The organism is Phycicoccus sonneratiae, from assembly GCF_016887965.1.
GTDB lineage: Bacteria > Actinomycetota > Actinomycetes > Actinomycetales > Dermatophilaceae > Phycicoccus > Phycicoccus sonneratiae.
Window position 1 is genome coordinate 67,677 of the sequence record NZ_JAFDVD010000001.1, and the last position, 14,008, is coordinate 81,684.

The 14,008-nt window shown below is 74.8% G+C and carries 13 protein-coding genes; 7 read left to right on the plus strand and 6 right to left on the minus strand.

The genetic code is table 11. The features are described 5' to 3' along the window. The first annotated feature begins 90 nt into the window (after positions 1-90). The gene (locus JQN70_RS00335) at positions 91-912 is read left to right on the plus strand and encodes an MBL fold metallo-hydrolase (RefSeq protein WP_204129326.1); all 822 of its coding nucleotides are present in this window, start codon (positions 91-93) and stop codon (positions 910-912) included. A gap of 12 nt (positions 913-924) precedes the next feature. On the opposite strand, the gene JQN70_RS00340 is transcribed toward JQN70_RS00335, so the two are convergent. Beyond that, a complete protein-coding gene (locus JQN70_RS00340; protein WP_307835729.1) occupies positions 925-1,602 on the minus strand; it encodes a Crp/Fnr family transcriptional regulator in 678 nt (225 codons plus the stop codon). Positions 1,603-1,693: 91 nt separating this feature from the next. Between JQN70_RS00340 and nth the strand changes: the two genes are divergently transcribed. Genes nth through JQN70_RS00355 form a run of 3 tightly spaced genes read left to right on the plus strand, consistent with a single transcriptional unit; the run spans position 1,694 to position 4,447 of the window. Further along, positions 1,694-2,482, plus strand: a complete 789-nt coding sequence (gene nth, locus JQN70_RS00345; RefSeq protein WP_204129327.1) for an endonuclease III — start codon at positions 1,694-1,696, stop codon at positions 2,480-2,482. A 49-nt stretch (positions 2,483-2,531) separates the two neighbouring features. Then, entirely contained in the window at positions 2,532-3,242 is a 711-nt protein-coding gene (locus JQN70_RS00350) for an NUDIX hydrolase (RefSeq protein WP_204129328.1), read from the plus strand. Further along, positions 3,239-4,447 (plus strand): MarP family serine protease, encoded by a 1,209-nt coding sequence (locus JQN70_RS00355; protein WP_204129329.1) that lies wholly within the window; start codon positions 3,239-3,241, stop codon positions 4,445-4,447. The genes JQN70_RS00350 and JQN70_RS00355 overlap by 4 nt, the downstream gene beginning before the upstream one ends. 9 nt (positions 4,448-4,456) lie before the next feature. Here the strand turns inward: JQN70_RS00355 and JQN70_RS00360 are convergent, their stop codons facing one another. The 4 genes from JQN70_RS00360 to JQN70_RS00375 form a co-directional block, all read right to left on the minus strand. Next, positions 4,457-4,861 carry a phage holin family protein gene (locus tag JQN70_RS00360; protein ID WP_204129330.1) on the minus strand — a complete coding sequence of 135 codons (405 nt, stop codon included), beginning with the start codon at positions 4,859-4,861 and terminating at the stop codon, positions 4,457-4,459. Between the two features lie 51 nt (positions 4,862-4,912). Then, the gene (gene nhaA, locus JQN70_RS00365; RefSeq protein ID WP_204129331.1) at positions 4,913-6,286 is read right to left on the minus strand and encodes a Na+/H+ antiporter NhaA; all 1,374 of its coding nucleotides are present in this window, start codon (positions 6,284-6,286) and stop codon (positions 4,913-4,915) included. A gap of 191 nt (positions 6,287-6,477) precedes the next feature. Continuing rightward, the gene (gene acs, locus JQN70_RS00370; RefSeq protein ID WP_204129390.1) at positions 6,478-8,412 is read right to left on the minus strand and encodes an acetate--CoA ligase; all 1,935 of its coding nucleotides are present in this window, start codon (positions 8,410-8,412) and stop codon (positions 6,478-6,480) included. Positions 8,413-8,608: 196 nt separating this feature from the next. Then, a complete protein-coding gene (locus JQN70_RS00375) occupies positions 8,609-10,057 on the minus strand; it encodes a DUF4832 domain-containing protein (protein WP_204129332.1) in 1,449 nt (482 codons plus the stop codon). A gap of 286 nt (positions 10,058-10,343) precedes the next feature. Between JQN70_RS00375 and JQN70_RS00380 the strand changes: the two genes are divergently transcribed. The 3 genes from JQN70_RS00380 (at position 10,344) to JQN70_RS00390 (ending at position 13,368) form a co-directional block, all read left to right on the plus strand. Next, positions 10,344-11,240, plus strand: a complete 897-nt coding sequence (locus JQN70_RS00380) for a phenylalanine 4-monooxygenase (protein ID WP_204129333.1) — start codon at positions 10,344-10,346, stop codon at positions 11,238-11,240. Positions 11,241-11,473: 233 nt separating this feature from the next. Further along, on the plus strand, positions 11,474-12,715 hold the full coding sequence (gene fabF, locus JQN70_RS00385; protein WP_204129334.1) for a beta-ketoacyl-ACP synthase II: 1,242 nt from the start codon (positions 11,474-11,476) through the stop codon (positions 12,713-12,715). A 65-nt stretch (positions 12,716-12,780) separates the two neighbouring features. Continuing rightward, complete coding sequence (locus tag JQN70_RS00390) at positions 12,781-13,368, plus strand: hypothetical protein (RefSeq protein ID WP_204129335.1); 588 nt, start codon at positions 12,781-12,783, stop codon at positions 13,366-13,368. A gap of 15 nt (positions 13,369-13,383) precedes the next feature. Here JQN70_RS00390 and JQN70_RS00395 read toward each other — a convergent pair whose 3' ends face one another. Then, positions 13,384-13,899 carry a DUF3145 domain-containing protein gene (locus tag JQN70_RS00395; RefSeq protein ID WP_204129336.1) on the minus strand — a complete coding sequence of 172 codons (516 nt, stop codon included), beginning with the start codon at positions 13,897-13,899 and terminating at the stop codon, positions 13,384-13,386. Between the last annotated feature and the right edge of the window lie 109 nt (positions 13,900-14,008).

Consider the following 14,008-nt stretch of genomic DNA (forward strand, 5'->3'; position numbering starts at 1 on the left):
TGCTCGCCCCACCTCAGCGACCTGGAAGCCTTCCTGGGGCCGGACTGGGGGTGCTCGGCGGGGGACCGGGCCCGCGTCTAGGGTGGCCGGATGAGCGCCCAGCCGCCCCCGTCGGTCCGCGACCCGTGGGTCGGGGGAGCGGTCGGCGAGCGGGCGCACTGCGTCCTCGCGCCGAACCCCGGGCCGATGACCCTCGACGGCACGAACACCTGGGTGCTCCTCGAGCCGGGGTCCACCGAGGCCGTCGTCGTCGACCCGGGCCCGCACGGCGACGAGCACCTGCGCGCCGTCCTGACCCACGTCGAGGCCCGCGGCGCCCGGGTCGCGCTGACCGTCCTCACCCACGGCCACCACGACCACGCCGAGGCCGCCCCGCGCTTCGCCGAGCTGACGGGTGCCCCGACCCGGGCCGTCGGCCGCGGTCACGACGACCTGCACGACGGCGACGTCGTCACCACCGGCGGGCTCGAGCTGCGGGTCGTCGCGACCCCGGGCCACACGGCCGACTCCGTCTCCTTCGCGCTGCCGGCCGAGCACGCCCTGCTGACCGGCGACACCGTGCTCGGCCGCGGCACGACCGTCGTCGCCCACCCGGACGGCGAGCTCGACGCCTACCTCACCTCGCTCGAGCGCATCGCCGCGCTCACCGGCGACGGCGCCGTGACCCGCATCCTCCCCGGCCACGGCCCGCTCGTGCCGGACGCCGCGGCGATGGTCGCCTTCTACCGGACCCACCGCGCCGAGCGGCTCGACCAGGTGCGCCAGGCGCTGGCCGACGGCGCGGCCGCGGAACCGGACCCCGTCGAGGGCGTGCTGACGCGGGTCTACGCCGAGGTGCCGCAGGAGGTGTGGCCGGCGGCCCGGATGAGCATCCGCGCCCAGCTCGACCACCTCGGGGTGGCCTGGCGCTGAGCGCGCGGGACCTCAGCGGGCGCGGCGCCTCAGGCGCTCGACGTCGACGAGGAGGACGGCCCGGGCCTCGAGCCGCAGCCAGCCGCGGGAGGCGAAGTCGGCGAGCGCCTTGTTGACCGTCTCGCGGGAGGCGCCGACGAGCTGGGCGAGCTCCTCCTGGGTGAGGTCGTGCGCGACCATGACGCCCTCGTCGACCGGGCGCCCGAACCGCTTCGCGAGGTCGAGCAGGGCCTTGGCGACGCGGCCGGGGACGTCGGTGAAGACGAGGTCGGCGAGCACGTCGTTGGTGCGCCGCAGCCGGCGGGCGAGCGCGGTGAGGAGGGTGAGGGCGACACCCGGGCGCTGGTGCAGCACCTCGCGCAGCTGGTCCTGGCCCATCGAGACGAGCTGGGTCTCGGCGACGGCGGTGGCCGTGGCGGTGCGCGGCCCGGGGTCGAAGAGCGAGAGCTCGCCGAACATCTCGCCGGGGCCGAGGATGGCGAGGAGGTTCTCGCGCCCGTCGGTGCTCGTGCGGCCGAGCTTGATCTTGCCCTCGGCGATGACGTAGAGGCGGTCGCCCTGGTCGCCCTCGTGGAAGAGGACGTCACCGCGCTCGAGGCGCGCGGCGCTCATCGAGGAGATGAGGGTCTCGGCCGCCTGGTCGTCGAGGGGCGAGAAGAGCGGGGCTTTCCGCACGACGTCGTGATCCACGTCGCACAGTGTGCCAGAACGCGCAGGTCGTCCCGGGTGCACCGGCCGCCCGTCGCCCGGGGGTGTCGGCGCGGGCCCGTAGGCTGCCGCCGTGCCCGTCCGTCCCTCGCCCGCCGTCCGTCGCGCGGCCACCGGCGAGGAGTCGCCGGTCGCCCGCACCCGCCGCGCCCGGCGCATCTCGAAGGCGCTCCACGAGCGCTACCCGTACGCCCACTGCGAGCTCGACTTCGAGACCCCGCTGCAGCTGCTCGTCGCCACCGTCCTGTCGGCCCAGACCACCGACGTCATGGTCAACACCGTCACCCCCACCCTCTTCTCGCGCTGGCCCACCGCCGAGGCGCTCGCGGCCGCCGACCGCGAGGAGATGGAGGCCGTCCTCAAGCCCACCGGCTTCTTCCGGGCCAAGACGAACTCGGTCATCACCCTCGCCCAGGCGCTCGTCGAGCGGTACGGCGGCGAGGTGCCGGGGCGGATGGCCGACCTCGTCACCCTTCCCGGGGTCGGTCGCAAGACCGCCAACGTCGTCCTCGGCAACGCCTTCGGGGTGCCGGGCCTCACCGTCGACACGCACTTCGGCCGGCTGGTGCGCCGCTGGGGCTGGACGCAGGAGACCGACCCCGTCAAGGTCGAGGCCGACGTCGCCGCCCTCATCCCGAAGGCCGACTGGACGATGCTCAGCCACGTCGTGATCTTCCACGGCCGGCGCACCTGCTTCGCCCGCAAGCCGGCGTGCGGGGCCTGCCCGGTCACCCGCTGGTGCCCCGCCTACGGCGAGGGCGAGACCGACCCCGAGAAGGCCGCGAAGCTCCTCAAGTTCGAGCTCGCCCCCGGCGCCGTCCTCCCCGACCCGCCGCCGGGTCCGCTCCCCGACGAGCAGTGAGACGACGGGCTGCCCGGCCCACCCAGCGGGCGTGCCTACGATGACCCGCATGACCCCGGCCCCCGAGTGGCTGACCCGGCTCGCCGCTCGTGCCGACCTCCACGACCACCCCTGGTTCCGCGACCACCCCGTGCCCGGCGCCGGGGTGCGGCACTCGGCGGTGCTCGTCCTCTTCGGCCCCGACGGCCGCGGCGGGGTCGACGTCCTGCTCACCGAGCGCGCGCACACCCTGCGCTCGCACCCCGGCCAGGTCTCCTTCCCCGGCGGCCGGCTCGACCCCGGCGACGACGGCCCGGTCGGGGCCGCCCTGCGCGAGGCCCGCGAGGAGGTCGGGCTCGACCCGGCCGGCGTCGAGGTCCTCGCCACCTGGCCGGCGCTGCACCTCGCCCCGAGCCGCAGCGCGGTGACCCCGGTCATCGGGTGGTGGCCGGCCCCGGTGCCGGTGGGGGTCGTGGACCGCGGCGAGGTCGAGCGCGTCGCGCGGGTCGGGGTCGCCGAGCTGCTCTCGGCCCGGAGCCGGTTCACCGCCGTCTTCGGGCCCTACCGCGGTCCCGGCTTCGAGGTCGACGGTCTCTTCGTCTGGGGCTTCACGGCGATGCTCCTCGACGCCGTCCTCGACCTCGCCGGGCTCACCGCGCCCTGGGACACCGGGGTCGAGCGTGAGCTGCCCGAGCGGGTCAAGTCCCCGTGGATGCGTGACGCCGACGCCTTCGACGCCACCGACGACGACGCCACCACCGACGCCGAGGAGGCCCCGTGACCGGGTCGGTCTGGGTCGACCTCGTGCTCGGCGTCGCCCTCGTCGCGTACGCCTGGAGCGGGTGGCGCCAGGGGCTCGTCGGCGCCGTCCTCGGGCTCGTCGGGCTCGTCGCGGGGGCCTTCGTCGGGGCGCGCGTCGCCCCCGACCTGCTCGAGCAGCACGCCGGCCTCGACCTCGCGACGCCGGCGGGCACCCTCGTCGTCATCGCGGTCGTCCTCGTCCTCGCCACCGTCGGCCAGTCCGTGATGCTCCTGCTCGCCGGCCGGCTGCGGACCCTCATCCACGTCTCGGGGCTGGGCGCCCTCGACAGCCTGCTCGGCGCGGTCGCGGTCTTCGTCGCCTCCACGGTCGTCGTCTGGGTGGTCGCCGGAGCGGCCCGCACGAGCGGTCCGCAGCCGCTGCGCCAGGCCGTCGCGCAGTCCACCGTCGTGCGGGCCGTCGACTCGGTGATGCCGCCCGCCGCGGGCCGGCTCGTCGACGAGGTGACCCGGGCCCTCGACCGCACCGGCTTCCCCCGGGTCTTCGAGGGCCTCGGACCCGAGCCCATCCGCGCGGTGCCGGCGCCCGACACGGCGCTCGCGCGCGACCCCGACGTCGCGCAGGCCCTCGGGTCTGTCGTCCACGTCCGGGCCGAGGCCCCGCGCTGCGGCCAGACCTCGGTCGGCAGCGGCTGGGTCGCCGCGCCCGGGCTCGTCGTCACCAACGCCCACGTCGTCGCCGGGGCCCGCAGCGTCCGGCTGAGCATCGAGGGCACCGGACCGGAGGTGGCGGCCCGGATCGTCGCCTTCGACCCCGACCGCGACGTCGCGGTGCTCGCGGCCCGCTCGCTCGGGGCGCCGGCCCTCGACCGCGGGGCCCAGCTCGAGGCCGACGACGGCGCCGTGCTCGCCGGCTTCCCCGGTGACGCCGGGCTCTGGGTGGGAGCGGCCCGGGTCCGTGCGGTGATCGAGGCCCGGGGCGCGGACATCTACGGCAACGCCGGCGCCACCCGCGAGACGTACTCGCTGCGGGCCACGGTGCGCCAGGGCGCCTCGGGCGGACCGGTGCTCGACGCCGACGGCCGGGTCGTCGGGATGGTCTACGCCACCTCGCTCGACGACCCGCAGACGGGGTACGCGATGACCCTCGACGCCCTCTCGCCGGTGCTGCGCGGCGCCACGCTCGGCGACCGGGCGGTGTCGTCCGGGGCCTGCGTCAGGGGCTGACGCCCGCGCTCAGTCGCCGGTGCCGTCGCCGTCGCGCCTGAGCGCCGCGATGGTCTCCCGGCCCTGCTCGATGGCCCGCTCGGGGGCCGGCTTGGCCTTGTCGAACGCGCTCTTGCCGAGGAGCGCGAGCACCCCGGCGACGAGGAACATGAAGACCGTGACGACGAGGTAGCCCGCCCACACCGGGAGCCAGATGGCGACCACGTAGGCGAGGGTGTGGAAGAGGAAGATCAGTCCGAGCAGGCCGACGAAGGCGGCGCCGGCGAACATCCCGGCTCCCTTGCCGATGACCTTGGCGCCCTGGGCGACCTCGGCCTTGGCGAGGGCGATCTCGCCGCGCACGATGCCCTGGAGGTCGTGCGTCGCGTCGGCGACGAGCTGGCCGATCGTGCGCTCGCTGGTCTCGGGTGCCATCGCTCTCGCCTCACTGGTCGTCGTCCCACGTCGGGGCGTCCTGACCCGACCTTACCGAGTGGCGGAGGTCCCCGGTCCCGGCACGTCGTCCCAGGCGTCCGGGATGCCGTCGCCGTCGGCGTCGTTCGTCTCGCGCTCGTGGATCCGGCGGTAGGCCGCGTTGCGGCGCCGGAGGACGGCCGCGGAGAGGAGCGCGGCCAGCAACGAGCCGGCGAGGATGCCCAGCTTGACGTGCTCGTCGCGCTCGGACCCCGCCCCGAAGGCGAGCTCCCCGACGAGCAGCGAGACGGTGAACCCGACGCCGGTGAGCACCGCCAGCCCGGCGATGTCGGACCACGCGAGGTCGTCGTCGAGGCGGGCGCGGGTGAACCGGGCGACGAGGTAGGTCGACCCGAGGACGCCGACGAGCTTCCCGACGACCAGCCCGAGAACGACGCCGATGGCCACGGGGTCACGCAGCGCCTCGCCGAAGCCACCGCCGAGGACGGCGACCCCGGAGGCGAAGAAGGCGAAGACCGGCACCGCGACGCCGGCCGAGACCGGACGGACGCGGTGCTCGAAGCGGTGGGCGACGTCGGTGTCCGCGTCGTGGGTGCTGACGGCCGGCACACCCCGCCGGCGGGGGCGGACCGGGACGACGAGCCCGAGCAGCACGCCGGCCACCGTCGCGTGGACGCCGGAGGCGTGCACGAGCGCCCACGTGGCCCCGGCGAGCGGCAGGAGCAGCCACCAGGGGGTGATGCGGCGCTGGGTGAGCGCGGCGAAGCCGGCGAGCGGCAGCAGCGCCCACAGCAGCGGGGCGACCTGGAGGTCGCCCGTGTAGAAGACGGCGATGATCGTGATGGCGATGAGGTCGTCGACGACGGCCAGGGTGAGGAGGAAGGAGCGCAGGCCGGAGGGCAGGTGCGAGCCGATGACGGCCAGCACGGCGAGGGCGAACGCGATGTCGGTGGCCGTCGGGATGGCCCAGCCCCGCAGCGCGTCTCCTTCTCCGCCGAGCAGCGTGACGGCCCCGACGAAGACGAGGGCCGGGACGGCGACCCCGGAGAACGCCGCGATGACCGGCACGGCGGCCTTGGCGGGGGAGCGCAGGTCGCCGACGAGGAACTCGCGCTTGAGCTCGAGGCCCGCGACGAAGAAGAAGATGGCGAGCAGGCCGTCGGCCGCCCAGTGCCCGACGGACAGCCGCAGGTGGCCCCAGTCGGTGCCGATCTCGGTGTCGCGCAACGAGAAGTAGCTGTCGCTGAGCGGGCTGTTCGCGAGGACGACGGCGATGACGGCCGCCACGAGCAGCAGGGCCCCGCCGATGGTCTCGGTGCGCAGCGCGTCGGCCACGTAGCGGGCCTCGGCCCAGGACGGGCGGCCGAAGACGGTGGTGCGGGAGGGGCCGGGCGGGGTGGGGGTCGCGGGCGGGCGGGTGCTCATCGCGGCTCCTGACGTGGTGGCGGGACCGCGGCGCGGGCGCGCGGCCATGACGTTGCCGACCAGACTTCCCGGCGCTCCGCGTCCCAGCCTACCGACCGGGCGGCCGGCGCCGTGCCTCCGTCCACGCCCCCGGACGCCGAGGACGGGGTGCCGCGGGCTCTCGCGCGGCACCCCGTCCCGGGCACGGAGGGTCAGTCGGACGAGCCGCTGCTCATGCCCTCCTTGATGAGGCTCATCACCGAGCTGTCGGCGAGCGTCGTGACATCGCCGACCTCGCGGTTCTCGGCGACGTCCTTGAGCAGGCGGCGCATGATCTTGCCGGAGCGCGTCTTCGGCAGCTCGGGGACGATCATCACCTGGCGCGGCTTGGCGATCGGGCCGATCTCCTTGGCCACGTGGTTGCGCAGCTCCTGGACCGTCTCCTCGCCGTTGTCGACCGCGTCGCCGCGGAGGATGACGAAGGCGCAGACGGCCTGGCCGGTGGTCTCGTCGGCGGCACCGACCACGGCGGCCTCGGCGACCGACGGGTGCGACACGAGGGCCGACTCGATCTCGGCGGTCGAGAGCCGGTGGCCGGACACGTTCATCACGTCGTCGACCCGGCCGAGCAGCCAGATGTTGCCCTTCTCGTCGTACTTGGCGCCGTCGCCGGCGAAGTAGTACTTCGGGCCGAACCGGCTCCAGTACGTCTCCTTGTAGCGCTCGGGGTCGCCCCAGATGCCGCGCAGCATCGACGGCCACGGCTTGGTGAGGACGAGGTAGCCGACCTTCTCGGGCTCGGTGAAGGGGTTGCCGTCGTCGTCGAGAATCTCGGCGGAGATGCCGGGGATGGGCTTCTGCGCCGAGCCGGGCTCGAGGGTCGTGACGCCCGGCAGCGGGCTGATCATGATGGCGCCGGTCTCGGTCTGCCACCACGTGTCGACGATCGGGGCCTTGTCGCCGCCGACGTGCTTGCGGTACCAGAGCCACGCCTCGGGGTTGATCGGCTCGCCGACCGAGCCGAGGACCCGGATGGAGGACATGTCGAACTTCGCCGGGATGTCGGCGCCCCACTTCATGAAGGTGCGGATGGCCGTGGGCGCCGTGTAGAGGATCGAGACCTTGTACTTCTCGACGATCTCCCACCAGCGGCCCTGGTGCGGGGTGTCCGGGGTGCCCTCGTAGAGCACCTGCGTCGCGCCGTTGGCCAGCGGGCCGTAGACGATGTAGCTGTGGCCGGTGACCCAGCCGACGTCGGCGGTGCACCAGTAGACGTCGGTCTCGGGGTGCACGTCGTGGACGACGGCGTTCGTGTAGGCCGCCTGGGTGAGGTAGCCGCCGGTCGTGTGGAAGATGCCCTTCGGCTTCCCGGTGGTGCCCGAGGTGTAGAGGATGAACAGCGGGTGCTCGCTGTCCATCGGCTGGGCCTCGTGGGTGTCCGGCTGGCCGGGGACGAGGTCGTGCCACCAGACGTCGCGGGAGTCGTCCCACTCGACGTCGGTGTCGGTGCGCTTGACGACGAGGACCTTCTCGACCGGCGACTCGTCGTCGCCGTGGTGGATGGCGGCGTCGACGGCGGCCTTGAGCGGCGCCGGCTTGCCGCGGCGCCACTGGCCGTCGGTGGTGACGACGACCTTGGCCTCGGCGTCGGCGATGCGGGTGTGCAGCGCCTCGGCCGAGAACCCGCCGAAGATCACCGAGTGCGGGGCGCCGATGCGGGCGCAGGCGAGCATCGTGAAGACCGTCTCGGGGATCATCGGCATGTACACCGCGACCCGGTCGCCGGTTTCGACGCCGAGCGACTCGAGGGCGTTGGCCGCCTTCGAGACCTCCTTCTGGAGGTCGGCGTAGGTGATGGTGCGGGTGTCGCCGCCCTCGCCCTCGAAGTGGATGGCGACCCGGTCGCCGTTGCCGGCCTCGACGTGCCGGTCGACGCAGTTGTGCGCGACGTTGAGCGAGCCGCCGACGAACCACTTGGCGAAGGGTGCGTCGTCCCAGTCGAGGGTGCGCTCGAAGTCCGTCGCCCAGCTGATGCGCGAGCGGGCCTGCTCGGCCCAGAAGGCCTCGTGGTCGGCCGCCGCCGCGTCGTACAGGTCGGCCGTGCCGTTCGCCTGCGCGGTGAACGCGGAATCGGGGCTCAGGTCCATCTCGTGCAGGTGGCTCGACAGGCTGTCGTCGGTCACGGCGGCTCCTCCTCGTCGTTGAGACTCTCGGCCCCAACCCAACCCGACGACGGCCCGCGGGGCAACCGTCCGACAGGCGGGGGCCGCCGAGCGGCCCCGCGCTGCGCCGAGCGGGCGGCGGGCACGGGGAGCGCGCGAGGTCGGTGCCGCCGACCGCCGGTCAGCGCAGCGGCACCCCGCGCGAGGACACCGGACGCGGGCGGTACGGGGGAGGCACGGTGACGACGACCGGCTGCCGCGCCGCCGCCCGCCCGACGAGGACGGTCCCGAGCGGGTACGAGCCGTCCGCACCGCGGGCGGCGTTGGCCAGGCGCATCGGGGCGGAGTAGCCGGTGGGGTCGAGCACCTCGAGGCGGAGCCCGTAGCGGCCGGGGAGCACCGTGGGCAGGGTGAGCGTGGCGGCGACCGTCCGGCTGCCCGGCAGCACGGTCCGCAGGTCGACGGCGACGGGCAGCGTCGCGACCCGGGCCCCGCGACCGTCGGTGAGGACCGCCCGGACGGTCCAGGCGTCGTACGTCGGCGCGACGCCGAAGTTCGACAGGGTGAGATCGACCCGGGACGAGGTGCGCGAGCGCAGCGGGGCGACGGTGGCGCGGGTGACGGCGTACCGGTAGCCCGAGGAGCGCACGGCGTCCTCGTAGGCGGTGCGCTGGCCGGCGGTCATTCCCTCCCACGTGAGCCGCATGTTGTGGCTCGAGGTCGTCGACACGTGGTGGGTGCGGACCTGGTCGCGCCCGAGGGCGGGGTCGGCGCCGGTGCACCACTCGGTGAAGAACGGGCGCGTGCGCCAGAGGTCGGCGAACTCGCCGGTCGGCACCTGCATCCCGCTCTGGCCGAGGCAGTCGCTGCGCAGCCCGACGTTCGCCCACCGGGCCAGTGACTGCCGCAGCACCGCGGGGCGGGTGTACACGGTGACTGCGCTGAGGAGGACGTGCCGGTCCGGGAAGGCCTCGGCGACGGCGCCGACGATGCGCAGGGCGCTCGCGTCGCTGATCGGCGCGCCGGCGTCCATCCACTCGCCGTAGGCGCCGAAGCCGCCGACGTCGACGTAGCCGAGCCGCGGGTCGTCGGCGTAGCGCCGGCCGAGGGCGGCCATGAGGTCCTCCCAGGCGGTGAGGAAGCGCGCGTCGTCCCACGCCGGGATCCGGGTGCCCGGCTGGAGGGGCATCCACGCGGGGATCGTCGGGGGCAGGTCGGGACGCTCGTCCATCCAGCAGCCGGGGCAGTAGGCCATGACCCGGAAGCCGAGCTTGCCGCGCACGCTGCCGGCGTCGGCGAGCCCGGCGTCGAGGGTGGTGAAGTCGTACGTGCCACGGGTGGGCTCGAGGCGTCCCCAGTACGAGCGGTCGCGCTCGTAGTAGTCGGGGGCGGGCCAGGAGGCGGGCTGGCTCGGGTAGCCCATCCAGCGGTACTGGCCGCGCAGGGGGTTCGCGAGGTCGGTGCCGGTCATCGGCAGGACGCTCGGGGTGAGGACGCGCGGGGCGGTGGTCGTCGTGGGCGCGGCGATGGGGGCACCGGGGAGCGCCGCGGCGCCGGCGGGGGGCAGCGCGGCGAGGGCGGCGAGCAGCGCGAGGGTCGCGCGGACGCGGGTGCGGGGGGTGGACCGCATGCCGGGGCCTCCTGCGGGGTTCGTCTCCGGACGGGCCGAGGCTAGGGGCGGGCGTGTCGCCGCGCGGGCGCATCGGGGTGGGAACCGGCCGTCCGGCCGATGCGGCGGGGCGGGGGCGGGGTCCGGTCGCCGGTGGACAGGTTGTGCAGCGACGCGCCGAACGTGCTGGCGAAAGTGTGCGCTCGTTGCCCACAGGACACGCCATCGGTTCCATCCTGCGCGGTGTCGTGCTTCCGTGGGCTTTCCGGCCCACGAGGCCACGACCACTCACGAGGAGGTGAGCGCGGTGTTCGAGGAGGGACAGCTCTACTCGGCCGTGACGACCGACGCCGACGGGACGGTGCAGGTGCACCTCGCCGACAACCACCCCGGGCTGCACGACGCCGCCTACCTCGCCCGGCGCGGCGAGATCGCCGGGGTGTCGCTGGCGCACCGCGCGGGGGAGCCCGTGCCGCACGTCGACTACACGGCCGACGAGCACGCCATCTGGCGCACCGTCTGCGCCGAGCTGGCGCCGAAGCACGAGCGGTACGCGCACCCCGAGTTCCTCGCCGGCAAGGCCGCGCTCGGCCTCCCCACCGACCACGTCCCGCAGCTCACCGAGGTCACCGAGCGCCTCGAGCCGCTCACCGGCTGGTCCTACACGTGCGCGCCGGGGCTCGTCCCGCTGCGCGACTTCTACGGCGACCTCGGCCGCCGGGTGTTCAACTCCACGCAGTACCTGCGGCACGGCAGCCAGCCGCTCTACACGCCCGAGCCGGACATCATCCACGAGGTGGTCGGGCACGGGAACCAGCTCGCGAGCCCGCGGTTCGCGGCCGTCACCGAGGCGGCCGGCCAGGCCGGCCTGCGCCTCGAGACCGACGAGGCGGTGAAGTTCGTCGCCGACGTCTTCTGGTTCTCGATGGAGTTCGGCGTCATGGCCGACGGCGACGCGCTCAAGGCGTACGGCGCGGGCATCCTCAGCAGCTACGGCGAGATGGACGAGTTCGGGCACATAAAGATCCGCCCGCTCGACCTGCACCAGATGGGCACGCTCAACTACGACATCACGGCCTACCAGCCGGTGCTCTTCCGGGCCGAGAGCGTCCAGCACCTCGAGGACGTCGTCGGGCACTTCTTCGCGACCGTCGACGACGACCTCGCGGCCCGGCTGCGCGCCGAGGCGGGCGCGACCGTCTGACCCCGCCTGTCCCGACCTTGTGGGGGCGCGTCCGGGGCGGCCCCCCCCGCGGCCCGGGGGGGGGGGGGGGGGGGCCCCCCCCCCCGGGGGGGGGGCCCCGGGGGGGGGGGCGCCCCAACCCCCCCCCCCCCCGGGGGGGGGGGGGGGGGGGGGGCCCCCCCCCGGGGGGCCCCCGCCCCGGCCCCCACCGCCACCCCGGCACCCCACGCCACCCACAAGGAGCTGCAGCACCCATGAGCGAGCGTCGCGTCGTCGTCACCGGCCTCGGGGCCACCACGCCCCTGGGCGGCACCATCGCCGAGACCTGGGAGGGCATCCTCGCGGGTCGGTCCGGTGCCAAGCCCCTGCCCGAGGAGATGGTCGAGCGCTACGAGCTGCCGGTCCACTTCGCGTGCACCATCGCCCAGGACCCCGCCGAGGTGCTCACCAAGGTGCAGATCCGCCGGATGGACCCCAGCGCCCAGTACGCCGTCATCGCCTCGCAGGCGGCGATGGAGGACGCCGGCTCCCCCGAGGTCGACCCGGAGCGGCTCGGCGTCGCGATCGGCACCGGCATCGGTGGCGTGTGGACCCTGCTCGACCAGTGGGACATCCTGCGCGAGAAGGGCCTGCGCCGCGTCTTCCCGCTCGCCGTCCCGATGCTCATGCCGAACACCTCGTCCGGCAACGTGTCGCTGCTGCTCGGCGCCCGCGCCGGCGCGCACACCACCGTCTCGGCCTGCGCCTCGGGCGCGGAGTCGATGGGCACCGCCTACGACATGATCCGCGACGGGCGCGCCGACGTCGTCGTCGCCGGCGGCACCGAGGCCGCCACGCACCCGATCTGCTTCGCCGGCTTCGCCCAGATGCAGGCCCTCTCGACCCGCAACGACGACCCCGCCGCGGCCTCGCGCCCCTACGACACCGGCCGCGACGGCTTCGTCATGGGCGAGGGCGCGGCCGTCATGGTCCTCGAGGAGTACGAGCACGCCACGGCCCGCGGCGCCCGCATCTATGCCGAGTTCGCCTCGATCGGGATGTCCGCGGACGCCCACCACATCACCGCGCCGGAGCCCGAGGGTGCCGGGGCCTCGCGGGCGATGCGCGCCGCCGTCGAGCGGGCCGGGCTGTCCGACAACGACATCGTCCACATCAACGCCCACGCCACCTCGACCCCGGTCGGCGACGTCGCCGAGGCCAACGCCATCCGGCGCGCCTTCGGAGCCGCGGCCGACTCGATGCCGGTGAGCGCGACCAAGTCGATGACCGGGCACCTGCTCGGCGCGGCGGGGGCGCTCGAGGGGCTGCTCACCGTCCTGTCGGTGCACCACCGCACGGCGCCGGCGGCAATCAACATCGACGACTTCGACCCGGCGATCGACCTCGACGTCGTGCGCGGCGAGCACCGCACGCTGCCCGACGGCGACATCGCGGCGCTCAACAACTCGTTCGGGTTCGGCGGCCACAACGTCGCGCTCGTCGTCAAGAGCATCTGAGCTCCGCCCTCGTCGCGGGCCCGGTTCGCCTGCGGGCGGGCCGGGCCGCTGCGTACCCTCCTGCCGTGGACGGGGGCGAGGCGGTCGAGCGTGACGACGGGGTCGGCCCTCGGGCGGAGGCGTCGTACGTGAGCACCGAGGCGGTCATCGCCCGGGAGGTCGCCGCGGTCGTCCGCGACGTCGAGGGCCGGCCGGGCTACTGGCGCCCCTTCCTGCTGCGGCACGCCGCCGTCACCCTGCTCTTCGTCGCGGTCCTCGTCGGCGTCACGGTCGTCGGCCCCGCCGGCCCGGCCGGCCTGGCGCGGGGCACGGCGCTCGCCCTCGTGGTCATGGCGGCGGTCACCGCGTTCGACGGGGTGCAGCACCGGCGACGCCTGCGCCGCGCGCTGCGCATCCACCACCGCACCTCGTGCCCGCCGGGCACCGTGGTGCACGCGCTGTGGACCCCCGAGTACGTGCTGTTCCGGGTCCCGACCCACGAGGTGCGCCTCGCGCTGGGGACGGTCACCGCGGGACGCCACGACGGCGGCGTGCTGCGCCTCGACCAGGATGGGTCGGCGCCGGCGTGGGTCGTCCCCGACGAGCTGCTCGGGCAGGAGGCGCTGGCCATCGTCCGTGGCGCCCTGGGGACGCGCCTGCGCGAGACCCTCTGACCGCCCGGGTGTCGGTCAGCCGACCTTGTGCAGCCAGCGGACGGGCGCGCCGTCCCCGGCGTAGCGGAAGGGCTCGAGCTCGTCGTCCCACTCGAGGCCGAGCAGCTCCTCGATCATCTCCTGCATGGCCTCCGAGCTGCCCTGGGCGAGGACGACGACCTCGCGCAGCCGGTCCTCGTTGATGACGGCGTCGCCGCTCGCCGAGGTCCAGGTGTGGTGGATGCCGAGGCGCGGCGTGTGCGACCAGCGCGAGCCGTCGCAGCCGGGGCTCGGCTCCTCGGTGACCTCGTAGCGCAGGTGGTCCCAGCCGCGCAGGGCGGAGGCGAGGCGGGCACCGGTGCCAGACTCCCCCGCCCAGCTGAGCTCGGTGCGCACGAGCCCGGGACCGGCCGGCTGGTCGGTCCACTGCACGCTGACGCGGGCGCCGAGGACTCCCTCGATCGCCCAGACCACGTGCGGGCAGAGCGCCTTGGGCGTGGAGTGGACGTAGACCACTCCTCGCGTGGCGGTGCGCGGCATGGCGAACGACATCCTGGTCTCCTTCACGTGCGGTGGACGTCTTCCCCAACGCCAGAGCTCGTGACGGGACCGGTCGCGGCCGGTGGTGCAGCTGTGCGGGCACGCGGACGCGCCGTTGTGG

Coding starts and splice junctions, on each gene's coding strand:
- JQN70_RS00335 (WP_204129326.1), top strand. CDS start 91: ATGAGCGCCCAGCCGCCCCCGTCGGTCCGCGACCCGTGGGTCGGGGGA.
- acs (WP_204129390.1), bottom strand. CDS start 8,412: ATGGACCTGAGCCCCGATTCCGCGTTCACCGCGCAGGCGAACGGCACG.
- JQN70_RS00360 (WP_204129330.1), bottom strand. CDS start 4,861: ATGGCACCCGAGACCAGCGAGCGCACGATCGGCCAGCTCGTCGCCGAC.
- JQN70_RS00350 (WP_204129328.1), top strand. CDS start 2,532: ATGACCCCGGCCCCCGAGTGGCTGACCCGGCTCGCCGCTCGTGCCGAC.
- nhaA (WP_204129331.1), bottom strand. CDS start 6,286: ATGAGCACCCGCCCGCCCGCGACCCCCACCCCGCCCGGCCCCTCCCGC.
- fabF (WP_204129334.1), top strand. CDS start 11,474: ATGAGCGAGCGTCGCGTCGTCGTCACCGGCCTCGGGGCCACCACGCCC.
- JQN70_RS00395 (WP_204129336.1), bottom strand. CDS start 13,899: ATGTCGTTCGCCATGCCGCGCACCGCCACGCGAGGAGTGGTCTACGTC.
- JQN70_RS00375 (WP_204129332.1), bottom strand. CDS start 10,057: ATGCGGTCCACCCCCCGCACCCGCGTCCGCGCGACCCTCGCGCTGCTC.